This window comes from Pantanalinema rosaneae CENA516, from assembly GCF_050753385.1.
GTDB lineage: Bacteria > Cyanobacteriota > Cyanobacteriia > Leptolyngbyales > Leptolyngbyaceae > Pantanalinema > Pantanalinema rosaneae.
Genome location: NZ_JBLZFZ010000021.1, coordinates 56,302 through 83,111 on the forward strand (window position 1 = coordinate 56,302; position 26,810 = coordinate 83,111).

Annotated in this window: 31 protein-coding genes; 19 read left to right on the plus strand and 12 right to left on the minus strand. The window is 46.3% G+C overall.

The window, feature by feature from the left end; all coding sequences use genetic code 11:
- Positions 1-464 precede the first annotated feature (464 nt).
- On the minus strand, positions 465-1,529 hold the full coding sequence (locus tag ACN4EK_RS14095) for an IS4 family transposase (RefSeq protein ID WP_431656348.1): 1,065 nt from the start codon (positions 1,527-1,529) through the stop codon (positions 465-467).
- Positions 1,530-1,875: 346 nt separating this feature from the next.
- Here ACN4EK_RS14095 and ACN4EK_RS14100 point away from each other — a divergent pair, with 346 nt between their 5' ends.
- Together ACN4EK_RS14100 and ACN4EK_RS14105 are read left to right on the plus strand one after the other, a co-directional pair.
- On the plus strand, positions 1,876-2,394 hold the full coding sequence (locus ACN4EK_RS14100) for a TniQ family protein (protein ID WP_431658582.1): 519 nt from the start codon (positions 1,876-1,878) through the stop codon (positions 2,392-2,394).
- Positions 2,395-2,539: 145 nt separating this feature from the next.
- Positions 2,540-3,232, plus strand: coding sequence for a hypothetical protein (locus tag ACN4EK_RS14105; RefSeq protein WP_431658584.1), 693 nt, complete (start codon positions 2,540-2,542; stop codon positions 3,230-3,232).
- Between the two features lie 106 nt (positions 3,233-3,338).
- On the opposite strand, the gene ACN4EK_RS14110 is transcribed toward ACN4EK_RS14105, so the two are convergent.
- Positions 3,339-4,274, minus strand: coding sequence for an IS5 family transposase (locus ACN4EK_RS14110; protein WP_431655783.1), 936 nt, complete (start codon positions 4,272-4,274; stop codon positions 3,339-3,341).
- A gap of 329 nt (positions 4,275-4,603) precedes the next feature.
- On the opposite strand from ACN4EK_RS14110, the gene ACN4EK_RS14115 reads away from it, so the two are divergent.
- The 4 genes from ACN4EK_RS14115 (at position 4,604) to ACN4EK_RS14130 (ending at position 7,996) form a co-directional block, all read left to right on the plus strand.
- Positions 4,604-5,176 (plus strand): hypothetical protein, encoded by a 573-nt coding sequence (locus tag ACN4EK_RS14115; protein WP_431658586.1) that lies wholly within the window; start codon positions 4,604-4,606, stop codon positions 5,174-5,176.
- Positions 5,177-5,300: 124 nt separating this feature from the next.
- The gene (gene istA, locus ACN4EK_RS14120) at positions 5,301-6,848 is read left to right on the plus strand and encodes an IS21 family transposase (RefSeq protein ID WP_431656492.1); all 1,548 of its coding nucleotides are present in this window, start codon (positions 5,301-5,303) and stop codon (positions 6,846-6,848) included.
- 24 nt (positions 6,849-6,872) lie between these two features.
- Entirely contained in the window at positions 6,873-7,637 is a 765-nt protein-coding gene (istB, locus tag ACN4EK_RS14125; protein ID WP_431656493.1) for an IS21-like element helper ATPase IstB, read from the plus strand.
- Positions 7,638-7,795: 158 nt separating this feature from the next.
- Positions 7,796-7,996 carry a Mu transposase C-terminal domain-containing protein gene (locus ACN4EK_RS14130; RefSeq protein WP_431658587.1) on the plus strand — a complete coding sequence of 67 codons (201 nt, stop codon included), beginning with the start codon at positions 7,796-7,798 and terminating at the stop codon, positions 7,994-7,996.
- 30 nt (positions 7,997-8,026) lie between these two features.
- Here ACN4EK_RS14130 and ACN4EK_RS14135 read toward each other — a convergent pair whose 3' ends face one another.
- Entirely contained in the window at positions 8,027-9,058 is a 1,032-nt protein-coding gene (locus tag ACN4EK_RS14135) for a tyrosine-type recombinase/integrase (protein WP_431658588.1), read from the minus strand.
- A gap of 151 nt (positions 9,059-9,209) precedes the next feature.
- Here ACN4EK_RS14135 and ACN4EK_RS14140 point away from each other — a divergent pair, with 151 nt between their 5' ends.
- The 6 genes from ACN4EK_RS14140 (at position 9,210) to queC (ending at position 12,791) form a co-directional block, all read left to right on the plus strand.
- Positions 9,210-9,719: a hypothetical protein gene (locus tag ACN4EK_RS14140; protein WP_431658589.1), complete on the plus strand. Its 510-nt coding sequence runs from the start codon at positions 9,210-9,212 to the stop codon at positions 9,717-9,719.
- Between the two features lie 11 nt (positions 9,720-9,730).
- Entirely contained in the window at positions 9,731-10,423 is a 693-nt protein-coding gene (locus ACN4EK_RS14145) for a hypothetical protein (RefSeq protein WP_431658590.1), read from the plus strand.
- A gap of 318 nt (positions 10,424-10,741) precedes the next feature.
- Positions 10,742-11,131, plus strand: coding sequence for a 6-pyruvoyl trahydropterin synthase family protein (locus tag ACN4EK_RS14150; protein ID WP_431658591.1), 390 nt, complete (start codon positions 10,742-10,744; stop codon positions 11,129-11,131).
- Positions 11,132-11,166: 35 nt separating this feature from the next.
- Positions 11,167-11,805 carry a 7-carboxy-7-deazaguanine synthase QueE gene (locus ACN4EK_RS14155; protein WP_431658593.1) on the plus strand — a complete coding sequence of 213 codons (639 nt, stop codon included), beginning with the start codon at positions 11,167-11,169 and terminating at the stop codon, positions 11,803-11,805.
- Between the two features lie 14 nt (positions 11,806-11,819).
- Entirely contained in the window at positions 11,820-12,050 is a 231-nt protein-coding gene (locus ACN4EK_RS14160) for a hypothetical protein (RefSeq protein ID WP_431658595.1), read from the plus strand.
- 24 nt (positions 12,051-12,074) lie between these two features.
- A complete protein-coding gene (gene queC / locus ACN4EK_RS14165) occupies positions 12,075-12,791 on the plus strand; it encodes a 7-cyano-7-deazaguanine synthase QueC (RefSeq protein WP_431658596.1) in 717 nt (238 codons plus the stop codon).
- A 49-nt stretch (positions 12,792-12,840) separates the two neighbouring features.
- Here the strand turns inward: queC and ACN4EK_RS14170 are convergent, their stop codons facing one another.
- The 3 genes from ACN4EK_RS14170 to ACN4EK_RS14180 all read right to left on the minus strand — a co-directional run bounded on the left by ACN4EK_RS14170 (position 12,841) and on the right by ACN4EK_RS14180 (position 15,143).
- Entirely contained in the window at positions 12,841-14,055 is a 1,215-nt protein-coding gene (locus ACN4EK_RS14170) for a hypothetical protein (protein WP_431658597.1), read from the minus strand.
- Between the two features lie 311 nt (positions 14,056-14,366).
- Positions 14,367-14,846, minus strand: coding sequence for a hypothetical protein (locus tag ACN4EK_RS14175; RefSeq protein WP_431658598.1), 480 nt, complete (start codon positions 14,844-14,846; stop codon positions 14,367-14,369).
- A 57-nt stretch (positions 14,847-14,903) separates the two neighbouring features.
- On the minus strand, positions 14,904-15,143 hold the full coding sequence (locus ACN4EK_RS14180) for a helix-turn-helix transcriptional regulator (protein WP_431658599.1): 240 nt from the start codon (positions 15,141-15,143) through the stop codon (positions 14,904-14,906).
- A 998-nt stretch (positions 15,144-16,141) separates the two neighbouring features.
- Between ACN4EK_RS14180 and ACN4EK_RS14185 the strand changes: the two genes are divergently transcribed.
- Genes ACN4EK_RS14185 through ACN4EK_RS14195 form a run of 3 tightly spaced genes read left to right on the plus strand, consistent with a single transcriptional unit; the run spans position 16,142 to position 17,921 of the window.
- A complete protein-coding gene (locus ACN4EK_RS14185) occupies positions 16,142-16,537 on the plus strand; it encodes an IS5 family transposase (RefSeq protein WP_431658600.1) in 396 nt (131 codons plus the stop codon).
- A complete protein-coding gene (locus tag ACN4EK_RS14190) occupies positions 16,534-16,983 on the plus strand; it encodes a transposase (RefSeq protein WP_431658601.1) in 450 nt (149 codons plus the stop codon). The genes ACN4EK_RS14185 and ACN4EK_RS14190 overlap by 4 nt, the downstream gene beginning before the upstream one ends.
- Positions 16,984-17,009: 26 nt before the next feature.
- A complete protein-coding gene (locus tag ACN4EK_RS14195; RefSeq protein WP_431658602.1) occupies positions 17,010-17,921 on the plus strand; it encodes an RRXRR domain-containing protein in 912 nt (303 codons plus the stop codon).
- A gap of 27 nt (positions 17,922-17,948) precedes the next feature.
- On the opposite strand, the gene ACN4EK_RS14200 is transcribed toward ACN4EK_RS14195, so the two are convergent.
- The 5 genes from ACN4EK_RS14200 to ACN4EK_RS14220 all read right to left on the minus strand — a co-directional run bounded on the left by ACN4EK_RS14200 (position 17,949) and on the right by ACN4EK_RS14220 (position 21,635).
- On the minus strand, positions 17,949-18,953 hold the full coding sequence (locus ACN4EK_RS14200) for a DNA sulfur modification protein DndB (protein ID WP_431658604.1): 1,005 nt from the start codon (positions 18,951-18,953) through the stop codon (positions 17,949-17,951).
- Positions 18,954-19,044: 91 nt separating this feature from the next.
- Positions 19,045-19,296, minus strand: a complete 252-nt coding sequence (locus ACN4EK_RS14205; protein ID WP_431658605.1) for a hypothetical protein — start codon at positions 19,294-19,296, stop codon at positions 19,045-19,047.
- A 363-nt stretch (positions 19,297-19,659) separates the two neighbouring features.
- On the minus strand, positions 19,660-19,890 hold the full coding sequence (locus ACN4EK_RS14210) for a hypothetical protein (RefSeq protein WP_431658607.1): 231 nt from the start codon (positions 19,888-19,890) through the stop codon (positions 19,660-19,662).
- Positions 19,891-20,094: 204 nt separating this feature from the next.
- Positions 20,095-20,496: a hypothetical protein gene (locus ACN4EK_RS14215; RefSeq protein ID WP_431658608.1), complete on the minus strand. Its 402-nt coding sequence runs from the start codon at positions 20,494-20,496 to the stop codon at positions 20,095-20,097.
- Positions 20,497-20,528: 32 nt separating this feature from the next.
- Entirely contained in the window at positions 20,529-21,635 is a 1,107-nt protein-coding gene (locus ACN4EK_RS14220; protein ID WP_431658609.1) for a hypothetical protein, read from the minus strand.
- Between the two features lie 167 nt (positions 21,636-21,802).
- Here ACN4EK_RS14220 and ACN4EK_RS14225 point away from each other — a divergent pair, with 167 nt between their 5' ends.
- Both ACN4EK_RS14225 and ACN4EK_RS14230 read left to right on the plus strand, forming a co-directional pair.
- Positions 21,803-22,183 (plus strand): transposase, encoded by a 381-nt coding sequence (locus ACN4EK_RS14225; RefSeq protein ID WP_431658611.1) that lies wholly within the window; start codon positions 21,803-21,805, stop codon positions 22,181-22,183.
- A gap of 9 nt (positions 22,184-22,192) precedes the next feature.
- Positions 22,193-23,431, plus strand: coding sequence for a hypothetical protein (locus tag ACN4EK_RS14230; RefSeq protein WP_431658612.1), 1,239 nt, complete (start codon positions 22,193-22,195; stop codon positions 23,429-23,431).
- Positions 23,432-23,525: 94 nt separating this feature from the next.
- Here ACN4EK_RS14230 and ACN4EK_RS14235 read toward each other — a convergent pair whose 3' ends face one another.
- The gene (locus tag ACN4EK_RS14235) at positions 23,526-24,089 is read right to left on the minus strand and encodes a hypothetical protein (RefSeq protein WP_431658613.1); all 564 of its coding nucleotides are present in this window, start codon (positions 24,087-24,089) and stop codon (positions 23,526-23,528) included.
- Between the two features lie 96 nt (positions 24,090-24,185).
- Between ACN4EK_RS14235 and cas12k the strand changes: the two genes are divergently transcribed.
- Together cas12k and ACN4EK_RS14245 are read left to right on the plus strand one after the other, a co-directional pair.
- On the plus strand, positions 24,186-25,346 hold the full coding sequence (gene cas12k / locus ACN4EK_RS14240; protein ID WP_431658635.1) for a type V CRISPR-associated protein Cas12k: 1,161 nt from the start codon (positions 24,186-24,188) through the stop codon (positions 25,344-25,346).
- Positions 25,347-25,666: 320 nt separating this feature from the next.
- Positions 25,667-26,704: an IS5 family transposase gene (locus ACN4EK_RS14245; RefSeq protein ID WP_431655305.1), complete on the plus strand. Its 1,038-nt coding sequence runs from the start codon at positions 25,667-25,669 to the stop codon at positions 26,702-26,704.
- Positions 26,705-26,810 lie beyond the last annotated feature (106 nt).

Below are 26,810 nucleotides of genomic sequence, written 5' to 3' on the forward strand. Positions count from 1 at the left end.
AAATCCTAACACTCGAATATTTGACATGGAAAACATTGAGAGATAGGAGAGCATTTTCCAAGTAGTTCTGGAAAGAACAGCTGGATTGCCCAGCTCCCTCCTGCCGATACAGTAGGCGAACACTGTTGAACCCCGCCATCTCTCCTTTTTGCTACTCACAGGTATTCACCAACTAGAAGGGCTAGAAACAGCATTAAATCAGATCAATAATTTGTCTTGAAAACAGTTGTACAGCTGTGTTTTAGAAAAACTGTATCATTGTTATCAAATTGGTGGCGCGAATTGTTTGAATTTGGTAGAGTACTGATAACTTTTCAAGGAACTCTATTAGGCTAAGCTGTGCTGTATAGCTATGGATAATGCTCCCTTTACTGAACTTCCTGAGTGCCCTGATGATGCTGTGCTACTAGATGAGAGTAGCTTTAGCACGGACATTGACGAGTTTGTGAGACACCTTGTAGTTCCTAAGTACGGGACAAAAGTTGTAGAGATTGCAAAAAGTCGGACCCATTAGACGCAGATGGATTGAGCACCAAATGGCGCAAATAATCGAATCCTAAGCGAAACAAACTTTTGGCACGACGACCGTGTTTTTTCATCTCAATCGGCTGCCATTGATGCAACCATACGCCTGTTTTCATGGCCCAACATAAAGCTAAGGTCAACAAGGCGAACAACTTGCTCAACCGCTCGGCATCGGTGAAGTGAGTGGATTCCAGACAGAAACCCCGCGTTTTGAAAATGCCAAACAAGGTTTCAATCGACCAACGTTTGGCGTAATCTTGAACCAAATTCTGGGTGTGGACGGGCGCAATGACCACGAGTAACTCCCCATCCTCAAGTCGCAGGGCTTCCACAGCAACCGGATAACCCCAGACCCGGCAAGTGCCAGTGAGTCTTTGAGATTGACCGACTTGCAGATGGGCAAAGACGACCCGCGCCGCCAGGACCTTGCCATCGTGCTCAATCTGGTCGGTGTCCCGAATCCGTAAGCGAAAGGCTAAAGCCGGTTCGAGCAGGAGATAGCGCACCCAGGCTTGGCCAACGAACTCGCGATCCGCACACAAGCAGTTCACCCGAGCGGTGGGAAATCGTTTGGCAAAGGTTTCCATAAACCGCATCCGCTCGTCGCTGTTGGAGTTCCCTTTTTTATCCAACAGCCACCACAGAATCGGGAAGGCAACCCCTTCATGCACAATGCCTAAGGTCAAAATGTTGTGCCAATGACTCCCGAATTTCCAGGTCGTGCGATCCAGGCTCAACACCCACCCTGGTGGAATTTGCATCCAACTCACCAACAGGGTCGCCAGTTCGGTGTAATCCAGGTCAAACTCTCGAAAAAAGCGCTGCAACCGCTTGTAGCTCGATTCGGGCAAAGCCTTGCCGCCAAAGCCTAAACATAGTTCGCTTAAATTTACCGTTTTGACTTTCAGCAAGGCTAACAAAAACAAAGCCAGAAATGAAATCCTGGCTCCATGCCAGTTCAATTGGGCTTGGAGGACTCGCCTTAATTCGCTATATTGGCTCATAGGGTTTCTGATGAGTGTCGTAATTCTGATGAAACCCTACCCTGCTCAATCTTTCAAGCTTTTTGTCCTGTACTTAGGGAAGAAATAACCTCCGGAGAACTTAGATTACTAGATGACATTCTGAGGGACGCTGCTGTTCGGTTACTTGAAAATAAACTTAAGGAGATTTATGATTTAGCGCTTCAGTCGCTCAGGACTGAAAGTAGAATTATGAACCTCGATGTCAAAAAGATTTTAAGACAAACGCGAATAGACGAGCCTTTTATTCAAAGCATAAAAGGAGAGTATGTACGAGAAGGTTTGTAATACTACATCAGGTAGTACTCACTGATTGGGTAGACAATATATGCATATTGAAGAGCATGAGATTGTATTAGAGCGAGTTGAACCTTTTCCGGGAGAGAGTATCAGTCACTTTTTGGGTCGTTTTGAACGAGCCAATGTTTGGACGACATACCAGATCGGGCGTGTAACTGGCATCAAAGCTGGAGTCTCACGTTGGAAGAAACTGTATTTGAAACCTTTGTTTCCTACCAAACAGGAACTAGAAGTGTTAGCAGAAGTTGTTGAGGTTAGTGCTGATCGACTCGCTCAAATGTTGCCATCTCCAGTCCAAGCTCTGAAACCTCCTAAGACAATCTGTCTATGTGCTGCCTGCTATGTAGAAAGCCCTTGTCATCTCATCAAATGGCAGCTTAAGGGAGTCAATGCCTGCGATCGCCACGGATTGTATTTATTATCGAAATGCCCTCAGTGCAAAAAATCTTTTAGTGTACCAGCAGAGTGGGAAGAGGGTGCATGCTCCAACTGCGGTAAGTTATTTTCTGAAATGATCTCCTATCAGGGACGAGCCAAGAAGATGTAACGACCTTCTATCAATGCAATATAAATTTCTGCTCCACGATAAATTGTTTCTTCATCAAAAGATGTAGCGATTTTAGTACAAATGATCTATTATGCGGTCAACGAATCGCTACTGGACTTAATATTTGATGGAGGCAAAAGTATTCATGACTAATGACAACAATGTGCATATCACCCATAGTAATCAACTGTGGGTAATAGAGCGTGCGAAGCTAAATATTCCTGTCAAGGTTGCTAACGACCAAGTCTGCAATCCCTTTCTCTATGTAGTTGGTGACTTGTACTCAGGATGCATTGCGGGCTATAAACTCAATGTAAGCTCTGATGCTTCAATTCTCACAGTGTTGCGCCATGCGATGCTACCAAAGAAACTTCAGGTGCAGTATGAAACCCGTTGTGATTGGGAGATTCATGGTATTCCTGAAGGCATCGTTATTGATATGGCGAGTGATCTTGATCCCTCTGCTCTTGATCAAATCACTCATCATTTAGGATGTCAGTTCCACCAGCGTGTATCTTCTTCCCTGGGTAGTTCAGTAGAGGGTTTTGATAGGGCAGGTAATGATAGCTGCTTTTCACTTATACCTGAATTCACTGGAATTCCTCAACAACCTCTAGTTGGCTACGAATCGTATTTGGATCTGCAACAACTGGAGCAACTTGTAGGGCGTTACATTGTAGATAACTACAATCAACAGTTCTCCCTGAAAGCACGACATCAAACTCGATCACAGCGTTGGAAATATGGCTTAATCAATCAACCCAGTATTCCCTCTGAACAAATTTTAGATTGTTTAGACGGAATACTGGGACACGCCTTCGCAGTTCCGATGTCTTAACTAAGATTGGCAATGAAATCTGGTTTATCCATAACAGTTCTACTAATTATGGGCTTTGTTGCATGATTAGAAAAACGACCAGACCTGCCTTAAGGTCGTCCTGGTATTAAGCTGCAACTTTGTAGCTATCAGGTTTAGCGATCTGGATCATCCGGTTGAGCGCAGCACATTTGATGAACAGTTCCACCGCTTGATTGTCAAATTGACGCGCGCTGAGATTGCCACCAAAAATTGTCTTAAAGCGAAACATGGTGGTTTCGGCAATGGAGCGGCGATGATAGCCAGAATCCTGCTTCCAGCGTTTGCGTCCATGTTTGCGGATGTGACGCAGATTTTCATCTCTCGCATGGGGCTTGCCTTTGCGATTACCATGCTGCCAGATTTTGGCATCTTTGCGCGGTGGAATCACGGCTTTGGCTCCTTTGGCATCAATTTCGTCATAGCAATGGCGATGGTCATAAGCACCATCGGTTGAAACCTGTTCAATTTCCCCTTCAATCTGTTCCAGGAGGTCTTCTAGCACTTCTCCATCCGCCACATTATTGGTTGTCACGACCATTGCCACAATCTCGCCCGTAGCTTCATCAACCCCTAGATGCAGTTTGCGCCAAGTCCGACGCTTGCTCACCCCATGCTGACGGGTTTTCCATTCCCCTTCACCATAGACTTTTACCCCAGTCGAATCGACCACCACATGACGAGCACCCGGTTTCGGCACAATCGGTAAGTCAATGCTCAGGTTCCCAATTCGCCGTGATAGTGTACTGTGGTCAGGCACAGGCAAGTCAATTTCCATCAACTCAAAAATTGATTCGAGAAATCCTTGACACTGTCGTCCAGCCAGGCGATAGACCGCTTTGACAGTCGCCATCGTTTGAATCGCAAGGTCACTATAGAGGACAGACGCACCTGGTTTGCCGCTCAAATCTTCGACCACCCACTGCTCCAGAACCGATTCCTCAATCCAGAAGGTGAGGCTTCCCCGTTGCTTCAGTCCAGCGTTATACTCAGACCAGTTGCGGATGCGGTATTGAGGTTTCATGGCTTGTTTTGGTTGTGGTGATTAAAACTTACCATGCCTCGCCCTCCGCAACTCCTCTTCATGCAACAACGCCCTAATTATGGATAAATCAGTTGTATGCAACACACCCATTTGATTGCACAATGAACACCAACAACAGCAACGAAAGTGAGCAAAATCACGATAACCAAATCGTCGAAATTGACGGCTCTGGCATTGACATTGTTATTGTTAATCAGCAGGGATATCCAGAAAGACCTCGATTGACTACTGTTATCGATCCCTATTCTCACGTAATCATGGCGTACTATTTAACCTTCGACGAAGGTACCCTTAAGTAGAGGTACATTATGTCGCTAGAGAATCCCCAAGACGGCGATAACTGGCCAGTTGAAGCAATTATTGCATTGGCCGCTTGTTTAGAAGGGACTAGCGGTGAATTTCGCCGTCAGTTGATAGCCATAGCCATTGATCTCTTTTCAACATATGTAGTGAGTTTTGCAATGCAGCCAAACATTGCAATTCAAGTTCTAATGGTAAACAATGCAATTCTTTCACAAGAAGAATCTCAGCATAACTTCCACTCAGTTTGGAGCGATTACTCTGAGGATGTTGATTGGAAATTGCTTTCAAGACTACCTGGATATTTAAGCAAAGATCGCCAGAACCCATCTGAATCGTCCCCCCAAAAAATCAGAACCTTCACTTCAGAGGAATTGAACCACCAGCTTCAGCATTTTATAGCAGATTACTCGGACAAGGAATCAAGTCTGAAGACGGCTGAGCAAAGGCAACCGCAACGATGGGAGCCAAGTTCTCGGAAGCAATCTATAGGGCTGAACGAGGAGACCTCTGAGTTGCATCGACTACCAGTTCATACTCGTTGCAAAATCGCACAAAGTTCGGCAGGTGATTCTCACTGAACTTCGGCGGGTGATTCTCACAAACCTCGGCACCCCATTCCCAACGAACTTCGGCAGGTAATTCTCACAAACTTCGGCACCCCCTTTACACTCGCTGTCAACGACAAGCGGAGGTAGCGGGGATATGAAACGGAAGCAACAAGGAGGATTACTGCCTGTGGCAAAATTTCGAGAGATCTTGCGACTTCACGATCTGGGCTATAGCCAGTGCCAGATCGCCCAAAGCTGTGCGGTGGCACGCTCAACCGTGCAAGATTACATTCGTCGCGCCACTGCCAAGAACCTGAGTTATACCGAGTTGACCCAGTTGAGTGACAGTGAGGCGCAAGCGGCGCTGGGCAAAGGAAGACAGAACCCCGAACAGCGGGCGGAACCGATTGACTTTAGTGCGGTAGATGCCCAATTACAGCATAAAGGCGTGACGCTAGCTCTGCTGTGGCAGGAGGGACTGGACAAAGGACAATGGAACTGTAGCTACGCCACTTTTTGCCGCTGGTACAACCAGTGGCGGGTGCGGCACCAGTTGTCGATGCGGCAGGTGTACAAGGGAGGTGACAAGCTATTTGTGGACTACTGCGGGCTGACGGTGCCCATGCAGGACAAGGAAACCGGACAAGTGATGGCAGCCCAAATCTTTGTCGCCTGTTTGGGAGCGAGCAACTACACCTACGCCGAAGCTACACCTACGCAGGAATTACCGCACTGGATTGGGTCGCACCAGCGGGCACTAGCGTTTTTCGGTGGTGTGCCGCAGTGCATTGTGCCGGATAACCTCAAGTCCGGGGTCACCGACCCTTGTCGGTATGAACCGGGCATTAATCCGAGTTACCAGGAGTTCGCCGAGCACTATGGGGTCGCCATTATTCCGGCTCGACCGTACAAACCGCGTGACAAAGCCAAGGTCGAAAAGGCAGTGCAGGAGGTAGAACGACAAGTGCTGGCACCGTTGCGGCACGAGCAATTCAGCACACTGAGCGACCTTAATGCTGCTATTGCCCAGAGGCTGAAGGCGTTAAATGAGCGGACGATGCCCGGTTATGGGGTGTCGCGACGGGTATTGTTTGAGCAAGTAGACCAACCTGCCCTCTCTCCTTTACCGGTTCAACCCTTCACGTTTGCCCACTGGAAGACAGCGAAGGTCAACCTGGACTATCACATTGAGGTCGAAAAGCACTATTACTCCGTCCCCTATTGGTTTGTGCAGCACGAAGTGCGAGTCAAGGTGTCTGAGCAAATGGTCGAAATCTTTCACGATGGCAAGCGGATTGCTGCCCACGAACGCTGCCGCCTGCCCCATCGCCACACGACGCTACCCGACCATATGCCGCCTGAACATTGGGCCTACAAACGCCAGTCGAAAGAACGCTTTTTAGCCTGGGCGCAACAGGTCGGACGCCACACGACAAGCCAGGTGGAGGCAATGTTTGAACGCAAAGACCATGAAGAGCAGGCGTTTCGTACCGTGCGAGGTTTGCAGTCTCTAGCAACGCAGTATGGCACGGCGCGGCTGGAAGCGGCTTGTCATCGGGCGAATGTGTTTGGCATTGTCAGTTTGCGTCGCATCCGCTCCATGCTGCAAACCCAGTTGGACAAAGAACCCTTGGCGGATGACAATCCAGTCGTTCCGGTTGTTGAACATGCAAACGTCCGGGGTGCTCAGTACTATTCCTAACTATTTCTCATTGGATCAATTCTCATGATGAATCCGTCTACGATTGAACAACTCAAAGCCTTGCGCCTGGTCGGGATGCTCGAAGCCTGGAGTGAGCAACAGACCAGCAGCACTTATCACGATCTCAGTTTCGATGAACGACTAGCACTGTTGGTGGAACGTGAGCACTGGCGACGTGCCCAGCAACGGTTGCAACGCCGCATCAAGCAAGCTCAACTGACGACCACTGCCAGTTTGAATGACATTGACTTTAACGTCGCTCGTGGCTTGAGCAAGGTGAAGTTTCTGGAGTTGGCACAGGGACAATGGTTACACCAACACCTTCAATTGATCCTTGTCGGACCCACAGGTGTGGGCAAAACCTTCCTGGCTTCGGTGTTGGCAGACGCCTTCTGTCAGCAGGGACACAGTGTGCGCTACTTCAGAACCGCAGACCTCTTGTTGGAATTAAAACTTGCCAAAGCAGATGGATCATTGCCTAAGTGGAAACGACAATTAGCCACCTTCAACCTGCTCATCCTCGATGACTGGTTGCGCGATCCTCTCTCCCAGGAACAGGCACGCGATCTACTCGATCTGTTGGACGAACGCTATCGCAAAGCGGCTTGTTTGTTTGCGACCCAACTCCCCGTTTCTCAGTGGCATCAACAAATCCAAGACCCCACCCTGGCTGATGCTATGCTCGACCGCATTGTTCACGATGCGCTGAGACTGTCTCTCAAAGGAGAGTCGATGCGAAAGTTAACCAGTTCGGTTCAACCCGATACGGCTGAATATGCCATCGCCTAATTCAGCCAGAGAGGGATCATGTTATCGTTTGGAGCAAAGGTGATCTCACATGCGATCTGATCTACAACAAATTGACCGGCCGAAGCAGACGAAATTAACCCTGCCGAAGTTGGGTGAGAATCCAGTGCCGAAGTCACTGAGTTGACCCTGCCGAAGTGATGAGAATATGCACTCGTAAGCTTTTTGAACATCGACTGCTGAAACTTAACCATCAACATTATAGGGGAGAGGACAAGCTAGAAAATCACATCGGAAACTTGGTCAATGTTCGGTTTGATCCCAACGATTCTTCTGTTGTCTATGTGTTTGTTCAGGAGGGCGATCGCGAGATTTTTGTAGGGAAAGCATTTCTCGTCTAAAGGTCACTATTACGCTGAATTGGCGTTGAGCTACTCGTTTAATCCATGCTTGATCGCCCCGTCAGGATGTTCCTCACCAAAGACCTCGTAAAACTGGTTTTCTGCCTCAATCTCTAGTGCCCGCCGAGTATATCGCTCAAAGCTTGCCTCAGATTTGTGCCGCATTAACTGTCGTGCCAAAGTGCTGTCCATCTTTTTCAGCACTAACTTGGTTCCAAAGGTATGCCGTAAACGATGAGGATGAAAGTCCTCAACCCCTGCTGCCTGTGCCAGATCCTTCATGATTTTGTAAATTCCCCAATAGCTCAGTCGCTGCCCTTTGCTGTTATTAGAAGTTGAGAGAAATAGCGGCGAATTGGGAGTAACTGGTAAACCCTGCCGTAAACGCCATCCTAAATAAGCGTCCAAGGATTTCCGAGCAGGTTGAAGCAGAGGGACAGCACCCACACTGTCTGCTTTTGCCCGTCGAATAAGCAGCCTCACTCCGTCATAATCTTCAATGTTAAGTGCCGCAATCTCGGAAGCTCTGAGTCCGTGTTCAAGCACAGCTAAGAGCGCTGTGTCTCTCGCTTCTGTCTCTCCCCGATTTTCCAGCGCTTTCTGCAAGTCTCTGACTTCAGAAGCTTTCAGTTCTTTAGAGAGCAACGGCTCTAGTTTGGGCTTCTCAATTACAAGGGTCGGATTCTTACTGATGTAATCCCGGCTATTTAACCATTTGAAGAAACTTTGCAGTGCTGCCAAAGCACGTTTACTTGAAGCCGCTTTCAAAGGATTCCCTGCTCCTGGATTATCAGTCGGTGTGTCTTGCGATCGCCCCTCCTTCAGAAACCTCTTAAAGCGATCGACATCCTGAGCAGTAATCGCGTGCCAAGGTTTCTCTGTCCAATTGGCGAACCGCCGCAGCTCCCGCTCGTAAGCTTTCCGAGTATTTGGCGCAAACTCTCGGCTTTGCAGAAACTCCTCCACACGCTGCCATCGGAGATCAACAGGAGTAGCGGGGACAGGAAAAGCTTCGAGAGCCGTTTTGTCGTAGAAGTAGAATTTTGGCTCAGCTTCAGCCATCGTGTTGATCCCGTTGTTGAAATAGAGCAGTGCTGGAAGGCTTGATTTGCGGTAGTCAGCTCAGATTTCCCTAAGTCTACTCCAAATAACTATAATTATCTGTACTACACAAAAACTAACGCTATAAACCTGTACTTCAGCGCCCAAGCGGATGCCACGCCCTACCCAGGCAAAATGTCTGCACTGTAGCCAGCTTTCAGTCGCCCAAGCTCAACAACTTCACGGTGAGTCGGGTGATGATTGCTGGAACCCTAAACGCTGTCATCGACGGCGATCGCACTACCGTCATCGAATTGAAAGTAATGCCAAACGACGGGGGAAGCGATCGCCGTCTCAACGTCAGGAACCAACGGTCTCGGAAACAGATAAAATCGCTGTTCCAGTTGAGTTTCCAGAGATCGGGCTACTTTACCTTTACCGGGAGGCAAGGAAAGACGCTCATCTTCATGCAGTAGCCGTAACGGTATGGAGAGGATCAGACAAACTGGCAGAAACCGAGCCAATCCACTGCATGGGTATGACCAATGGGCAGGTGAAGTCCTACCTGCAAAAGGTTTTGGTAACGTTGAAGGAGCGATACGGCATTACGGAGTTTGAGCCACCGATCCGTCTAGAACCTTGTGAGTGCCCGATCGCACCCTGTCCTTTAAAGGCAAAGTAAGGAACTTCCCTATGTTTGCTCAGACAGAAATAGCGATCCGAAAGTTGTTTGAGCAAGCATTAGTTGAGCCAGAACAAGCTAATTTGAATCAACTGTGGCAAAATGTAGAACCCGTTCTGCGACAGATGTCGAAAATTGACCAGCTCAGGTTGGGTGGATGGGCGATCGCCCAGTTAGCGGATCTCCATCACCAAAGAGCAATGCGGTGGTTGAGTGATTGGGAGGAGACAGATGTTGAGGCAGAACCGCTCATTGCAGAGGATTGGCTCAACGAGCTGATACAGCAAACGATGCATCTTGACCTGTCTGAACTGACACGTCAACCGAAGCCGTTTCAACGCAAGCGATCTTCTCAAGAGGTTGCAGAAGCTTCAACTGCGGGGGAAGGGGAGAAGGACGGATTACTGGCTTGTGTGGATTCTGACGATGAATTCATACAAGTGCAGGAGGTGTTAGCGATCGCCCACGACGAGGACGTATCTGCTTGGATAGAGGCAATTTCCCGAGAGCTAGGTGAATGGGTCCAATCATCCACGTTAAAAGTGACATTTTCCCAACTCTGCCAGAGACTACAGCGGCATGACCCACAGATGACGCTTGTCAAAGTATGGTTAGCCTTGCTGCTAGGTGATTATGAATTGGAGCAACAGGGAGACTTTTATCTATCTGAAATATGGATTTCAAGATCTCTCAGCACCTTCTAAACCTTGGAGAAAGTTTCCGCGCGGTGGAGCACATGACCAGCTTGGAAGGAGAAATACCTGCTTTTTCCTTCAAACCTAAATTTTTAGATTCAACTTGCCATTTGGCAAGTCAAGAGAAACTTTTATAGGACAAATGAACTAATATAGAACTCATCTCATACCCTGATCCGTGTAGGAGAAGGCTGAGAGGGCACATCTAGAATATTCATTAACACTGATTCTATATTTAGGGTGGAATGATATAAATTTAAGACTTATGCCGCTAGATGTGGAACGGATCTAAGATCCACTGGTTTATAAGCGATCGGATAGCTCCCCATGCCCAAGTGGAAACTGACGACTGAATTTACCTTCGATGCTGCCCACTACATTCGGGATTATGACGGTCCCTGTGGACGGATGCATGGGCATACCTATCGGGTTCGCATGGAGGCTACTTCTAGCCAGCTTCACGATTCCGAGTATTGTCCCCATCCCGTTATGGTAGCGGACTTCCGCACACTCCGCTGGGCAAAGCAAGACCTGCTCAAAGGGGGGCTTGACCACTCTGTTTTGAACGAAGTTCTCCCTGAAGGCTATGAAACGACTGCCGAGATGATTGCTCAATATATCTACGAAAAGACGAAAAAGCAATTGCCCTCGGATGTAAAGCTCAAGGTCGCCGTGTCTGAAACCCCCAATTCCTGGGCTGAGTATGAAGACGACTAGGAGCAACCCTTGCGGCATCTACGAAGTAGCATATTATGACAAGCCTGATCCCCACGACCTCAACCTCTAAAACAGCCTCGGCGGTCTTGCCAGTGGTGGAAACCTTCCACTCCGTTCAAGGTGAGGGAGCCTGGACAGGTACAAATGCTTTCTTTATTCGCTTGGCAGGCTGTGACGTGGGTTGCCCCTGGTGCGACACCAAACATTCGTGGAATGCTCATCGCCATCCCCAACGCCATCCAACGAACCTGATTGCAGAAGCTAAAGCAGCAAATCCGGCGATCGTTGTGATCACAGGTGGCGAACCCTTGTTGCACGACCTCTCCTGCCTCAGTTCTGGTTTGAGAAACGCAGGGTTGCGAGTGCATCTGGAAACTTCCGGCGCACACCCATTTAGTGGCAGTTTTGACTGGGTCACGTTCTCTCCTAAGCCATCCAAACCACCTCACGCAAGTATTTATTCTCAGGTCAGCGAATTGAAGGTTGTAATTGCCAACCGCTCTGATTTGATATGGGCGGAGGAGCACGGTGCCAGAATTCCAACTCATGCGGTTAAGTTGCTCCAACCAGAATGGGGCACGCCTGATAGCTACTCGCTAATCTTCGAGTACGTTCTCAGTCATCCCGAATGGCGGATTAGCTTACAAACCCATAAGTTCACCAACATTCGATAGAGAGGTGAAAGCGAGTGGCTCAAATTGAACTATCCCCACGCGAACTTTCCATCATCCTTGCGTCCCTGGAATATTGGGCTGACAACCACGAGGATAGCGATCCTTATGACCAAATGAGCGAGAACATGGAGCAAGAAACCTTCGGAGAAATCGGACAACCTCGCAGTGATGAAATCGGGCACCTTTGCCGCAAACTTTACCAATTTGAAAGTGACGTACAACCTATCTGGCGATCGCCCAGCTAATTACCCTTTACCGTGAGGTGAACTATGAGTGCTCCCAAAGCTATTGTTTTATTGTCTGGTGGTCTGGATTCATCAACCTCTGCTGCCCAGGCGATCGCTGATGGTTACGAATTGATTGCTCTATCGCTCCATTACGGACAAAGGCACGACCGCGAACTCATTGCTGCTAAGCGGGTGGCTGAGCATTTGGGGATCAAGGAACACTTTGTGGTGGATGTGAATTTAGCGCAGTGGGGCGGTTCTGCCTTGACTGACCAAGCTGTGGATGTGCCGACTGACGGTGTGAAGCCTGGTGTGATTCCCATTACTTATGTGCCGGGGCGGAATACGGTCTTTTTGGCGATCGCTCTCTCCTTGGCGGAAGCCAAAGGAGCGGAAGCAATTTACTTAGGAATTAATGCCGTAGACTATTCTGGCTATCCTGATTGCCGACCGGAGTACCTAGAAGCTGTTCAGCATCTTGCAACCCTCTCCTCTAAGGCTGGATTAGAAGGGCACGTCCCCAAGCTTGTGGCTCCACTGGTTATGGATTCCAAAGTAGATATCGTGCATCGTGCGTTACAACTGGGTGTTCCCATTCACCTCACCTGGTCTTGCTATCAAGGCGAGGATGAACCCTGTGGGTTGTGCGACTCTTGCCGGATTCGCGATCGTGCCCTGATTGACGCAGGTAGACCCGATCTGGCAACGTTAGTAGGGCGAGAATTGTATGAACAGAAATTAGTCTCTCTTATTTCATGAATTTAGTCTTCTAAGCAATGTTTTTTTATACAAATTCTAATTGTCAGATTTAGAATCCAAGTTGTTTATACCAAGTAATCAAACCATCAACTTTATTAGCGTTGAAGAGACATCTTGCATAAGGCTCATACGGTGCATATTGAGTTTGAAACCATTCAATAATGCTTCTCTTATCTAGTGGAACTTGATATTCTTCGATCGCTAATCTGAAGTATCTAAACGGTAGCCATTCAGTAAGTCGTTCCCTGAAGATTTGATCATCAGGTTCATCACCTCTGACATATGCCCAACCTAGTGGAGTCAAGGTATAACCATCTCCCCGTTGCACAGGACGTTGTACGAGTGCCATAAACGCTAAAGCATTCAGTGAGTCTCTTACACCACTATCACCTGTTCGTTTGTCTGGTCTGCGGTCTTGTTGAAAGGAAAGATGAATTTCTTGCACAACTGCTTTCAGAACTGCTGACCCCCCTAAATTTCTCAATGCTTGTGCAGTTTCTCTTACAGCCCCATAAGTTCGTGCTGCATAGCCAGAAAAAGCCTCTTCAATTCGCCAAGCTTCTTCTAAGCTGAGATAACTATCCTTATCAGGAAGTAATCGAACAGTCTCTAAAGCGTTCTGGTAGTGAAATTGTCCGTTTGTTAACTGTTCTTGCCAATCTGCCAATCTACGCAAACGACGCAACCAGAGTTCAACAGAATCAGAGTAAACAGAGAATTCTGGAAATCCTGCAATGGAGCTTGCATTGAGTTGATTGCTAAACGACAGTTTACTTTTTGGATTAGAGAAGCTAGTTGCTACTGTTTCTTCTAACAGAACTTGATCTAGTAATACAGTGAATGTTCCCTCAAAGCTTTCTAAGACATCTTCTCTAATCTCATTCCATTCAACAAAACGTACAGGCAGAGATACAGAACTTGCCCACGATCGCACATCATCTTTGAAGCCGTTGAGGGAAACCAGGAGTAATTCATCACAATCAAAGGCTTTTGCTGCTTGCAAACGCTCATCTGGATCAATTTCTCTACACCCAACAGGCTTTTGATAAAACTTCGCTTCTAGAAGTTGACGTTTATTATTCACTAATAAACCATCAATCTGATACCACTTCTTATCCTTACCGTGTTTGTACGTCGAGAAATGTTCTATGGTACTTCCTCGAATTTGTTGGAAGTAGCGGAGGAGGAGGTACTCAAACGCATACCCTTGTTCGCTGGAGGATTGAGGAAAGATGATTTGGGTTTGAGATGTAGTCGCCATCATTGGAATAAGGGTTAATTGTGACGATTCAGTTTTCAAGTCCAAAATAGGAGTTTTTGACTTTTGAACCTCAAGATTTGAGTTTTAAACTTCAAGTTTGCATCTCTGAACTCAAAAATTCGACCTCTAAGCTGAAAATTTTGACTTCTGAACTCAAAAATTTGACTTCCAAGCTTGAAAATTTGACCTTTGAACTCAAATTGTGAAGCTCAGAACTCAAATAGTTGACTTCAACAGTAGACCGATCGAGTTCCGAGCTTGAATCATGAATCTTCTTAGCCAAATGGTCAGCCTTTTTACGCGAGTCGGAGATCTCAAGATACGGCTGATGTGCTTTGAGATTTGGGCTTTCGGGGTTTCTTGACAAATCGTTGCCCCATTTCGCCAATGACAGAATCTAAACCAGAACCCTGACCACTTGCCTTTGCATAATTGTAAACCTGCAACGCTGAAGCATAGGCTTCACTGCCAACTGCTAAACAGGTATCGTCTACCAATTCCTGTAATTGTGTCAGTGACATCAACAACGGAAACAAGGCTTCAAACAATTGCACATCCTTCCGCATCTCATCCAGGTCAAAAGATCTTGGTAGGAAGTCTGGATTCTGGGTTGCCACCTCCAATGCTTTACTGACAAAGGCTCGGCTCTTATCTCCCATCTTGGGTAATGCTTTACGCTCGTCGGCTGTCAGATCAACTAAAAATGGTAACTTTGCTTTGATCGCAGCCACAGCAGTCATTACAGCGTCTCGATCGCTCTGAGTCAAAGCTGCACTAATTGGCGTAATTGGCATAGTAGATTGCTCCCTAAAGAGTAGTTTTCTTTAGAGTTCCCATAATTCAGCCCTTAACTATGGTTCACTTTGCCCGCCAGGTGTCCCAAATTCATCCGGTAGCTCATCCGGTGTGATCTGTAAAATCTCAAGTAGTTTTTTATACTGAGCAGGGGTTAGTTTAGGTTGCGATCGCCCTGCCTCCCAATTCCTCACTGTTGTCTCAGTTACTCCTAACGCATCCGCCAACTGCTGTTGAGTCAAAAAGCGTTGTACTCTGAGTCTCATTAATGGCGATCGTTCGGGCTTGCTTGTCATTATGGGTAAAATGGTTGACGGTTTTCGTAAATTGATTTACGCTTTTAGTGGCACGAATAGGGAAGTGGTAGCAACTCAACGGGTGAAAGACCTTGAGAGTTAGCTGCACCCTATCAGTTTGCCATTTTACGAAATCTTCTACACAGACATCTCAACAACAGAGCAAAGATTTACCTGCTCAGGCATGAGTAGCGTTTTTTGCTGCTGAAAAATCTGCTGAAAACCCGTTCATGCGATGCACAAGTGGCAGTCGCTCAACTTTCCTATGCTTTTTTATCCAATGCCTTACCGCGATCAACTTCATCCCTGGTGTATTATTCGGCTCTTACCAAACGCCCGTACCATCATCGTTCAGCGATTTCGTCGCCGTAATGATGCAGAAGCTCACATGAAAGTTCTTTGTCACCTAAAACCCAATGCAAAATATCAAATTATGTTTGATGCACAAAGAAAAAATGAGGAGTAGTACGTTTAGTGAAAACGCTCCCTACACACTCACGTAGTACCCGATGACAAGCATTTACAGTGGTTCGCGTGTTGTCAAGAACCCTCAGCAGATGGGGGCGTGAGACAGCCAGGTTTCACGGGTAACTCCTGACTAGATCAAGAGGCGCAATCTGGCACATACTACCGACCGTTTTCCTAAGTCGGGCTATGTAGAAACTCTCTGGCTCAGAGTGCTTGCAGAAAGGACATCCTGATTGCGCTGATCAAAGGAACAAGTTGTTTTTGGATTATCTCCATGAACCCCAATGCCCGAATTCCAGTCCTTGCCCCAGATTCTACGCCACTGATGCCGACACTGTTCCGCAGGGCGCAAAAATGGGTGGATTCTGGCAAAGCAGAGTGGGTCAGCAATGACTTCAACATCAAGCAGGTGCGTTTATTCCAAGAGCCTTCTAGCCGCAACACTCAACTTAGAGTCTGTTTGTAAATAGATGTGAAGGGGATGTTTCGTAGGAAATGAAATGAGCGATACCTGAACAATCCATCTCATCATGATTGAACCAATGAGCCAACCGTTTTACGAGAGTGACCTGACAGACGAGGAATGGCAGCAAATAGAGGCGATTCTACCGGGTGAAAAGGTGCTTGGCAAAGACCGGGAGGTGAACTTACGGGATGTGTTGAACGCGATATTCTACCGAGCCGATAACGGGGTCAAATGGCGGAGTTTACCGTGCGATTTTCCCGCTTGGCAAACAGTGTACGGCTACTTTCGGTTGTGGGTTCGATTAGGCATTTGGGAGCAAATCAATACAGTCCTGGTGCAGAAGGTGCGGGTCAGCGAGGGGCGTGAGGCTCAACCTAGTTTGGCCATCATCGATAGTCAGTCCGTCAAACTCGGACAAAAAGGGGGGAGGAGCAAGGGGTTGATGGCAACAAGCAAGTGAAAGGACGCAAGCGCCACATTGTGGTCGATGTATTGGGATTGGTGTTGGGGTGCTACGTTAGTGCAGCTAATGTAGCCGATGTCAAAGCCGCACCAGCAGTGCTGATGTGGGTGCTAGAGATGTATGAGTGGATTGCTAAAGTGCTGGCAGACAAAGGGTATCGCGGAACCTTGAAAACTCTTATTAGCAATGCGTTTGACACTGAAGAGCGGAGCGTCGAAGTGGAAATCAGTCAGCGTCCAGAGGGTGCCCAAGGGTTTCAACTAGAACCCAAGCGCTGGATTGTCGAACGAACTTGGAGTTGGTTAGAAAATGCCCGAGCACTGACCCGAGACTATGAAACCTTGCCTGAAAATCATGAAGGCATGATTTATGTCGTCATGATTCGGTTAATGCTCAGGCGATTAACCAACAATCGTCGAACGAGGAAACCGAAAACTGCTTAACTAACATTTACAAACAGTTTCTTATCGTGGTTGGTATTGACCCCGGCAAGAAGTTTTCAGGTATTGCAGTTCAGTCAAGCCAGTTCACCCTATTGACTGCTCACCTGATTCTGCCTTTCCCTGCTGTGACTAAAAAGATGACGGGTCGGCGCATTCTTAGACGCGCCAGAAGAGGTAGACGCATCAACCGTAAAGTTGCCTTCAGACTCAGAGCGCATCGACAGCAACGGTTTGACAACCGCAGACAAAAAAAGTTAGTGCCTTCAATTCGTGCCAATCGTGAGTTCGAGTTGCGAATTGTCAAAGAACTGATGCGGCTGTTTCCAGTTTCAACCATCGTTTATGAGTACGTTGAGGCGCGGGGAGATAAGTCATTCAGTCCAGTCATGGTGGGTCAAAAAGTGATGCTGGAGTGGCTAGAGAAACTTGCTCCAGTTGTCACTAAATTGGGTTGGCAAACTTCTAACCTCCGCAATCACTTGGGACTGGTGAAGATAAAGGCTGATAAATCTATTCAGTCCCCACAAACTCATGCGGTTGATGGGATCGCTTTAGCGTGTAGTCAATTTGTGAAATACCAATCATTCCATCGATTGCGAGAAGATGGACACCACTGGGTTGGACTCGTCAGAATCACACCTTCTCCCTTTCGAGTGATCGCCCGACCCAATTTGTTCAGAAGGCAGTTGCATTTCGAGAATTTTAGTAAGGGCGGAATTCGTAAACGCAAGGGCGGCACAATTACACCCTGGATATTTCGTTCCGGTGATTTCGTACAAGCTGAAAAAGCTGGCAGAGTTTATCGCGGATGGATTGGTGGTTTCAGCGAGGTTAATAAGGTGGTATCAGTTTACGACCATAACTGGTACAGGATTGGACAATTCTCGATTAATAAAGTTCAGTTAATCAAACGGAGTGTAAAACTATGTGTGGCGTAGATCTATTGGTAGACTTCGTACTTCCTTCTATAGAATCACCTCTGCTCCGACTTGCGTTACCCCCCGTTCTCGCCAGAAGGGGTCTTCCCGATGCCAGTTGATCTCCCGTAACCTGGATAGTCGCTTCATCAAGTCCTCATCAGGAACTCCCTCAATATATAAATCGCGTGCCACCAGTCCCAGAGCCTGAATTACAACGGCTGTCACCGTTAAAACCTCCTGCCGCTGGCGATCGCGCTCCTTCTTACTAACCACTTTCCAGGGATCGTCGGGGAGTGTGCAACCAACGGCTGCCCAAAATGTCATAGCCCAATCAGCACGAGCTTCCAAATCCTTCTTTGACTTCAGATTTGGAAACATATGTTGGGTGGCAGTCACCAAAGTTGAAAACGTCATCAGTTTAGGATTGTGCTTCCCAAGTCCGTTTTCAACCATTTCCACATTGTTATAAAATTGTGGAACTCGCTCCAACAGCTTTTTCGCAATCAGCACCAATGGCGATCGCTGATCAAAGGTGTGAGCCAAAGACACGCTCGGACGCTGTACCAGCAAGTTTTGATCCCGGAATGCCTGTCGCTCCTGTTCCAGAGGTAGCCCAGCGTAGATCAAAGCTCCCAGTTCTAACTGAGCCAGAGCAGCAGCTTTGATTGGATCATCCTCTACATTCTTGAGCGCCTGACGAATTCCAAAACAGCGGTGTTGCCCATCGGTTAGTCGCAAGCTTACGGAGTGATAGGGTAGCACGATGCTACCATCCCGATAGATCGGTCGCGGTTGGACGTTGAGGCAGATGGCTGGAAAGAAGGTGCTGCCATCTTCATAGGTGTCCAGAATATACTGGGCGATCGTCTTTACCCTGACTGGATTGGGTTTGCGTTGGGCAAAGTCTGGTAATTCTGGATCATTTGGAACGTAGAGGCAGCCAACATCTAATAGTCGGGCAATATCACCAAATAGCAAACTGGCAACATAGCTCTGATGTTCACTCAGCAAGCCACGATGCACAGGCACAGCCCGGAGGACAAGTTCCATAAAATTCTCCTGAATGAGAGTGTATTCAAGGTGTGGACAGTGAAGGGATAATTTTTCGCTTCTAAAAAACTTGTACCGTTTAGAGGCGTATTTAGAGGCGGGTGTAACCCACCCCGACCACATGTTGATACCGAACTCCCTGCTCGTCCTCCACCAACCACTCTGACCAATGCCCAGTAGAGTGAAACTCAATTGGCATCGCTGCTCCGCGATCGTCTGCTACCTGATCAACAGCATCCTCTTTGCTTGCAGCCTCGATTTTTACAGGTCTGTAATAGGTTTCCTTGATGAAAACGTAATAAGTACCCACAACTAACTCTCCAGTAAATGTGTAGTTAGCCATGCTGGAAGCAAACCGCTATTCCATTGCATGGATGGGAGAGTATAGGTGTTCTATTTCAGTACGCTTAATATTTTTGCGATCAAGTCATCAAGGCTATTCCAATCCCACTGCACAAGGAGTAGGAGCGTGATTACCACGCGGTTGTTTATCCTAAAAATTCTGAAAACTATAATTCCGATAATTCTTGAAAACCATTGTTTGACTAATCCTGGAAAACCTGTAGGAACAGCAGAGAAAACAATCCAGATTTTTCTGGAACCGATCCCCCCTACCTCTCAAACCTGCTCCCACAAACTTTTTGGGGATTTGTGGAAGCCTCAGAATGCCTACATTCCAAATTTCCAGGAATATTTCCAGGAATTACTAAAGTTGGCTGCGATCGGGAGTCGAATACTCATCGTGATTGATTTCAAGGGATTCATTCCGAGGTAGGTACAACTGGTTGAGCACACAATCATAACGACCTTCTGCTTCCAAGGTTTTCAAATCTTGGAAATATTCCAGGCAATCAGCATCTGAAGGGACGCTACCATCAGCAAACGATTCTTCCAATACTCTGAATGTAGTAGCGCACAGTCGTTTCTGCTCTAGCATCCACAGATTCAATAGACAACTTTGGATTTTCAATGCTTTGCTATAGGGCAAGATACCTTGAAACAACAAGAACTTATTGATTCCAAGTAATCTCGCCAGGAATAGAGAGCTAACTAAATATCGTTTGCAGGGTAATAGGAGTGAGCGTTTTTTGAACATGAGTCGTACAAAACCTTGGGGTAATTCAACAGTAGGAACGGTCTGCTAACTTCGTTTACCCAAATAAGGATGAATCCCACGAGTTTTAGCAAACTGCTGAGCGCGTTCAGATTCCAACCGAACCAGTCGAGCAATGTGTCCAACTAACTCCAGCGCCACCAGTATTTGCTGGGCTAACTCTGCCTGATACAGTTTCTCTGCCAGTTCACAGCACTGATATCGCAGTTCCTGAATAGAGGAGGATTGCGATATCGTTTGGTTTTGTGGTGGTATCAATGGCACATCTGCCGCGATCGCGCTTTTCAGCAGTAAATACAGGAAATTTGTTGCATCCTTTGCAAATCGCACTGTTTCAGGCAAATACCAGTTTGGCGGTTTGTCACTGTCCCTGATCCGTAATGCCCGTTCCACTAATGCAAATCGGTAATCTTCCAGAGATTGAGACATAAGGGCTATCCCAGTTATGGATCATAGGACAATCAAGCACTTGCCCGTTTGGAAGTTGGGGTGGAAGCAACTTCCATCAGCCCACCTGTTGATGTCTTGCCCATTGCACGATTCACCAAATCCATCAAAGCGTAGGCACGTTTGCTCAAGAAGGATTCAAAGTCGTCTGCTCTCAGAGTTTCTGGTTCAATCAAATGAGATCTGAGGATCTCGTCCATCCGTCGCCGACTGATCCCTTCTGCTTCTAATACCCGCAAGTACTGGCTTGGAGCCTTTCCACCAATTTTCTGGTTGGATAATCGGGACAGGGGTGTCAGGTTCACCAGGCTGTTGTATCGGTCTTTATCAATCCCTTGCTTCTTGCAGTACGCCACAGGAAAAATGTGGTGGCTGTCAATCGGGTCGTTGAACAGATTAATCTCTGCCAATGCCTCACCAGCCGCAAAGTCGATCGCCCCATTTTTCCGCAGCAAAGCATTGATAGCTTTATAAACTGCTCCATGCCGCCGTCGCACAAGCAAGAGCCGTTCAGCCTGCAAATGTGCCATTTGGACAGTGTTGGGTAGTTCCCCACCCCCGTTTAACCAGATAGGGACTTCTACCATATCTCGTGAGGCACGACGTTCGTGCCAGGAGGTATATAGAGCTGCACAACTCCCGCACCAGAACCACTGCTCCAGCTTCGCCCGCACCCGATCCTGTGGGTAACCTACGACAGCCAGGATTGCCGCAAGAGCAACCAACTGAATCTGGTATGGCAAATTCTCAGCCGTTTGGATTTTTTGTCCATACAAAAACCGTGCTGCTTCCTCGTAGCCTACAACGACTTGATCAGCGTACTTCTGGTAGTCCGCCAGCGAAAGATCCAACACTTCCTCCCGGCTACAAGCGACTGCGGGTAGTTGTTGGGTAGGGGTGCCTGCTGCGATTGCCTGTTGGCGTTGATGATAAGTAGCGACCAGTGCCACACAGGCAATGTAATCAGTCTCTTTTACGGTCTGTAAGACCCGATGCTGCTTGAGACGTTCCTCCCGCTTCGCCCAGTCATCTCGAAGTGAAAAGTCCTGACTAGCAAAACAGGCAGTTGCCAAATCAAAAAAGTTGAGCTGCTCTGATTGAGTGTTGACCTTTTCAAACACGCGGCTCTTTATATTTTTGTAAAAAAAATCTTGTACTAAAAGTAGCAAAACCGCCATATCGCTACTTATATGATTTCATGTAGTTTACGGATGTTCTCCTGATAGTGGGTTTCTTCCTGTAGTTTGAGCTTTTGTCCCTCAATTGCTCAAACTTTGAGTAGCTTCCCATGCTTGAGACTCATGAGGAGTGTTTAGCCTGTCTTGAGAACATTCGCTGGAATGGAATCCCAACCTGTCCATACTGTGGTTCAACCAAGGCAAGCGTGTATAAAAACGAACATAGGTACAGATGTAATAGCTGCTTTACTTCATATAGCGTGACTGTCGGCACATTGTTTCATAAAACCCATGTCGATTTAAGAAAATGGTTTCAAGCAATCTTACTGCTATGCAAGTCGAATCCCAATATCAGTGCTCGCAAGCTTGCTAAGGAGATTGAGGTCACTAGGGCAACAGCATCTCTTATGATTAAGCGAGTTCAGGAGATCCCTGATGATCAAATAGAGATGCTAAAAGCAATTGTTCAAACTTTTGATCAGTCAATTTGAGGTGGCAAAATGTCGGAGAGTCTAAACCAACCAGAAAAAATAAACACAGCAGCAAACCAAAGAAAAACAGACCTAGAGATAGGAGAGAAAAAAACAAATTTCTTGAAGCATCCTGATCAGATACTAAATATAATTCGTACTACCTTGTCTTCTAAAGGGTTGTGGCTATTCATCGTTCCGATCTCTATTTATTTATCATTCTTTATCATCATACTGATTACTTTCCTTCTTTTTAAGCCTTCAAACACATCTCCACAGAATACCAATCAAACAAATCAGTCTTTGACAGAAGAGCAAAAAAAACAAATAGCGGAAGAAGTGAACAAGGTGATCACTACACAGCAGAAGACCTCATCTCGGCAAAAAGCAGTTTCTGAAAACCCAAACTCTATTCTGGCAAAAGGTTACATTGATGGGCAAATTAAGCAAGAAGCACAAGAGCAAGCAGAAAAAGTTGTAAAAGATGAAATAGACAAGTTGAAAGCAGATTGGAAGGGAGACTTGTTTGGACAAATTTCTTTTCCTGTAATATTCGCGATCGCATCTATTTTTGCAGCTTTTGCAGTAAAAGATATTCTCACTGAGATCTTAAAGCAAGAAGAGAAAGAAAAAGTAAAACGAGAACTAGAACAAGACTTAATTCTGATGATTTCGGAGACTGTAGAAACAAATCCAGTACTTGTTCAACGCTTACAGTGCGTTGAGGCATATACAAGCTGGTTGGAGCATGAGTTACTAAAGATCACAATAAACCAAGTACTTGAAGAACTTGAAAAAAAACCGGAATCTTTTTCGGAAGAAAATTTGCATACGCTTGAGAAGCTTTTAAGTAGAGTAAAAGTTACTTTAAATGAGGCTAACAAATTTAAAGTTGGAAGATTCAAAGAGAGCCATCTAAGGTTATTAGAAGAAGCCGAATCTAGGGTTTTTCAAGCTAAGGTTGATAGTGTTAACTTGGATAAAGACTTTAAAGAAAGAATTATTTTGAGCTTAAATCAGGAAGTGACTATTGCTGGAGAACACCCAAGTAAACTCATAGCAACAGATCCAAATGAGCGGATGGATAGTATTTTTCAAATTCAAATAAACCTTCTTATAGCGACATTAAGTAAGTTGCCTGGAACAGAAGATTTAATTACAATGATCAGAGACGTTCTCGCAAGAGAGTCTGTATATAATTCTGAGATGAACGCAAAAAGAGTTCAAATTATCAAGAATAAGCCTCGAAAGAATTTTTCGGATTTATAATAAGCTATTAGCAACCCGAGAAATTCGTTTTTCACATTCAAAAACCTTCTTATTTGAAGATCTTGCTTAGAAACAGTAGCATAGCTCTTTAATGCTAATTTTGCGTTAAGTATTGTGCAAGTTGACTAGCAAGTTGTGAAACTTTCTGCTCTTGTTGGTAATAAGCATCACTATAGTGACTTATATACCCGCCAATTATTTTTTGAAATACTAACCCTCCCCTTTGCTCATTGCAAAAACGGAATAAATAAGCTTTAAAGTGAGTTGTGTAAACAAGAAATCTTTCATCTTCTGTACAACTCTTCGTTAAAATTTCATCCAAACAGTTCAGTCCTGAGTCATAAAGGAAGTTTAGATCTTTTTGGATGCTCAAGTTTAGATTGTCCCATCTCGAAGAAAGCATAAAGCTGGAATAGTCACGATATTTAGAAGCAAAATATGCACTAGATTCACTCATCCTATTCTTCAACTTCTCCTCTTCTTTCATCTTGACCTTTATAAGACTGATACCCCAATCGATGATTGGATGATCTTCAATCGGTAGTCTCTTTTTTTGACATTCCAATTTTTCTAAAAGACCTTTCAACTGCTCATACCTCAATGTCTCTAGCTTCGTAAGCTCTTGCTGAATTGCTGCGATCGAAAATTGCTTAAACACAAGAATTCTCCTGTTCTCAAATAATATTGGTGATGGCTTAATTTAGCTGTACCGCTAACTGTGCCACCCACCAATTTAATACTCTAGTACTATAGTATAAATGAACTAAAATTTTTCGGTTGTTTACCAAACTACAAAACGCTTACTGTCCCCAAAAAGCCCCGGAGACAGTTACATTATCCTGGTTGGCTCAGATCATGTAGATTCTGTCATTGTCAGGAGGAGGTAAACAAACTCCTTCATTCCGTTGAAGTTCTGAAAACAGATGTTGAGTTGACAGCGACCAGTGGTTGTGAGTTGGATGTAATACGTAATAGGGCGAAAGGAGTTTTGAGCGAAGTAAATGCCCAGATTGTTAAGGAGAGTAAGAAGAAAAAAAGTAAGAAAGCGATCGAGGGAGGAATCTATAAAGTCCTGTATGACAAACACCGTGCAACAGAAGATTTACTTGAGAAGTGTGCGGTTGCATACCTGATCAAAAACAGATTTGAAATCAAAAGTGATGAAACCGAAAAAGATATCAAAAAACTGAGCGATCGCATTCATAGCAAGAAAAAAGAAATCGAGATCCTCCAGAAACAATTGCAAAGCCGTCTACCGAAGGGACGCCCGTGGGTGGGTAAGGACATACTGGATGAAGTTGCATCAATTGGTGTCATAGAAGATGAGACTGAGTGGAATTCAATAGAATCAGCATTACTCAAGAAGCAAACTTTCATGCCCCATCCAATTCTGTTTGAGAGTAGTGATGACTTCATCTGGGCTGAACCTGCAAGATTTCAGACGGAAGATTTACAAGCAGAAGAAGAGACCTCTAGGGGTACTGAGGCTGAGAAGTTAAGAGCCAAGAACTTACAAGTTGGGAAGGAAAGCTCCAACACCGAACCTCGAAAGCGAGTCTGCGTCTGTTTCAAAAGCTTTGACGAGAAATATGCTTTTGAAGTCGCTGGTGATTACCGTCATATTCATGCTGTTTGGCAGGCTCTAGAAGAGCGCAAGGTGTATGACAAGAATACAGACGAAAATACGTCCGCTTTATTTCTAGTGAGATCGGCAACGTTGATTTGGAGAGAGTACAAGAAAAACGAAAACAGAATTGTACGCCGTCGAAAAGCTGCAAAGAAGCGAGCAAAGCGTGAAGGACTGGTCGCTAGCACTAAGTCTGATAGTTCACTCGCTCCGGAGTTCTATGACCCGGAATTTCCCTGGAATCGGTACCAGCTATTCTTACATTGCACTATAGAAACCCGGTATTGAAGTAAAGAGGGAACCGAGATTGACATTGAAGAGCAAAAGAAATCCACTGCTAAATCACTCCAAACCTTAGAAAAGAATATTGCCGAATTAGAAGGGAAGGGTGAATCAACGAAAACTCGTAAGGATCGTCACAGTCGTCAATCTGGAACTCTAAGACGACTGGAGAGTTATGACAATAACTATGAGCGGACCAGTAAACCCCTCTATGCTGGACAACCTCATATTGTTACTGGTGGGCACCTCGAAAAATCGAAAAAAGGATGTCTCATTCTGAGATCAGAGAGATAAGATAGCAGCAGTCAGGCCATCCAAGGACAGCAATGGGACAACAAGGGTTCTGGGATTTAGAACAGCGCCAGCAAGAATTAGCCGCCAAGAAAAGCACTTTAGAAGATTTAGACCGGTTAATTCCGTGGGAATCGTTTCGGGCACAACTTGCCGTGATCCATGACAAACCGCGCAAAAGCAACGCTGGACGCAAGCCTATGGATGTGATTTTGATGTTTAAGCTGTTAGTGTTACAGCAGTTGTACAACATCAGTGACGAAGCGTTGGAATATCAAGTCAAAGACCGACTCTCGTTCATGCGATTTTTGGGGTTAGGAATTGAAGATTCGGTGCCGGATGCGACCACAGTGTGGTTATTTCGTCAGCAGTTGCAAGCGCATCAATTAGTAGAGCCGTTGTTTGAGTCCTTTGGAGAATACTTAAGCGCGCAAGGCTATCAAGCCCAAGGGGGGCAAATTATTGATGCGACCTTGATCCCGGTGCCAAAACAGCACTTTGACCAGGATGAAAAAGCCCATCTGGAGGCTGGAAAAAGGCCACCCCAATGGCAAGAGAATCCGCATCAGGGGGCACAAAAAGATGGCGATGCGACCTGGACGAAGAAAAACGGCAAGAGTTACTTCGGCTATAAGGATCACCTGAGTATTGATGCCAACCATGGCTTTATTCGTCGCTATGCCGTGACCGATGCCGCCGTGCACGATAGTCAAGCCTTCACGGCAGTGCTCGATGCTGACAATGAAGGCGATGAGGTGTGGGCGGACAGTGCCTATCGTTCCGTCGCCCTCGAAGGGTTGCTCGTGGTCTTAACCTTCATCAGTCACATCCATGAACGCGCCTATCGCAATCGCCCCTTAAGCGAGGAACAAAAAGCCGCCAACCGAGAGCGCTCTCAAACCCGGGCCAAGGTCGAGCATGTCTTTGGGGCTTGGGTGATGCAAATGGGTGGCAAACTGGTACGCTCGATTGGACTGGAGCGGGCTAAGGTGCAGTTAGGGTTGAAGAATTTGACTTACAACTTCCTGCGTTTGGTCTTCTGGCAAACACGCCCGGTTGAAGCTGACGGATAGATCTATCCAACATCCGGCATGGCAGCAAGTGGAGCGGAGAATCCACAGCAGATTTGACGGCATAGAGGACTGATAATCGACTTTGAGACTGGAATGAGACTTGAAA

Excerpts from the sequence above, each read along its gene's own strand:
- ACN4EK_RS14095 (WP_431656348.1), bottom strand. The coding sequence starts at position 1,529 with ATGAGCCAATATAGCGAATTAAGGCGAGTCCTCCAAGCCCAATTGAAC.
- ACN4EK_RS14100 (WP_431658582.1), top strand. The coding sequence starts at position 1,876 with ATGCATATTGAAGAGCATGAGATTGTATTAGAGCGAGTTGAACCTTTT.
- ACN4EK_RS14105 (WP_431658584.1), top strand. The coding sequence starts at position 2,540 with ATGACTAATGACAACAATGTGCATATCACCCATAGTAATCAACTGTGG.
- ACN4EK_RS14110 (WP_431655783.1), bottom strand. The coding sequence starts at position 4,274 with ATGAAACCTCAATACCGCATCCGCAACTGGTCTGAGTATAACGCTGGA.
- ACN4EK_RS14115 (WP_431658586.1), top strand. The coding sequence starts at position 4,604 with ATGTCGCTAGAGAATCCCCAAGACGGCGATAACTGGCCAGTTGAAGCA.
- istA (WP_431656492.1), top strand. The coding sequence starts at position 5,301 with ATGAAACGGAAGCAACAAGGAGGATTACTGCCTGTGGCAAAATTTCGA.
- istB (WP_431656493.1), top strand. The coding sequence starts at position 6,873 with ATGATGAATCCGTCTACGATTGAACAACTCAAAGCCTTGCGCCTGGTC.
- ACN4EK_RS14130 (WP_431658587.1), top strand. The coding sequence starts at position 7,796 with ATGAGAATATGCACTCGTAAGCTTTTTGAACATCGACTGCTGAAACTT.
- ACN4EK_RS14135 (WP_431658588.1), bottom strand. The coding sequence starts at position 9,058 with ATGGCTGAAGCTGAGCCAAAATTCTACTTCTACGACAAAACGGCTCTC.
- ACN4EK_RS14140 (WP_431658589.1), top strand. The coding sequence starts at position 9,210 with ATGCCACGCCCTACCCAGGCAAAATGTCTGCACTGTAGCCAGCTTTCA.
- ACN4EK_RS14145 (WP_431658590.1), top strand. The coding sequence starts at position 9,731 with ATGTTTGCTCAGACAGAAATAGCGATCCGAAAGTTGTTTGAGCAAGCA.
- ACN4EK_RS14150 (WP_431658591.1), top strand. The coding sequence starts at position 10,742 with ATGCCCAAGTGGAAACTGACGACTGAATTTACCTTCGATGCTGCCCAC.
- ACN4EK_RS14155 (WP_431658593.1), top strand. The coding sequence starts at position 11,167 with ATGACAAGCCTGATCCCCACGACCTCAACCTCTAAAACAGCCTCGGCG.
- queC (WP_431658596.1), top strand. The coding sequence starts at position 12,075 with ATGAGTGCTCCCAAAGCTATTGTTTTATTGTCTGGTGGTCTGGATTCA.
- ACN4EK_RS14170 (WP_431658597.1), bottom strand. The coding sequence starts at position 14,055 with ATGATGGCGACTACATCTCAAACCCAAATCATCTTTCCTCAATCCTCC.
- ACN4EK_RS14175 (WP_431658598.1), bottom strand. The coding sequence starts at position 14,846 with ATGCCAATTACGCCAATTAGTGCAGCTTTGACTCAGAGCGATCGAGAC.
- ACN4EK_RS14180 (WP_431658599.1), bottom strand. The coding sequence starts at position 15,143 with ATGACAAGCAAGCCCGAACGATCGCCATTAATGAGACTCAGAGTACAA.
- ACN4EK_RS14185 (WP_431658600.1), top strand. The coding sequence starts at position 16,142 with ATGATTGAACCAATGAGCCAACCGTTTTACGAGAGTGACCTGACAGAC.
- ACN4EK_RS14200 (WP_431658604.1), bottom strand. The coding sequence starts at position 18,953 with ATGGAACTTGTCCTCCGGGCTGTGCCTGTGCATCGTGGCTTGCTGAGT.
- ACN4EK_RS14205 (WP_431658605.1), bottom strand. The coding sequence starts at position 19,296 with ATGGCTAACTACACATTTACTGGAGAGTTAGTTGTGGGTACTTATTAC.
- ACN4EK_RS14210 (WP_431658607.1), bottom strand. The coding sequence starts at position 19,890 with ATGCTAGAGCAGAAACGACTGTGCGCTACTACATTCAGAGTATTGGAA.
- ACN4EK_RS14215 (WP_431658608.1), bottom strand. The coding sequence starts at position 20,496 with ATGTCTCAATCTCTGGAAGATTACCGATTTGCATTAGTGGAACGGGCA.
- ACN4EK_RS14225 (WP_431658611.1), top strand. The coding sequence starts at position 21,803 with ATGCTTGAGACTCATGAGGAGTGTTTAGCCTGTCTTGAGAACATTCGC.
- ACN4EK_RS14230 (WP_431658612.1), top strand. The coding sequence starts at position 22,193 with ATGTCGGAGAGTCTAAACCAACCAGAAAAAATAAACACAGCAGCAAAC.
- ACN4EK_RS14245 (WP_431655305.1), top strand. The coding sequence starts at position 25,667 with ATGGGACAACAAGGGTTCTGGGATTTAGAACAGCGCCAGCAAGAATTA.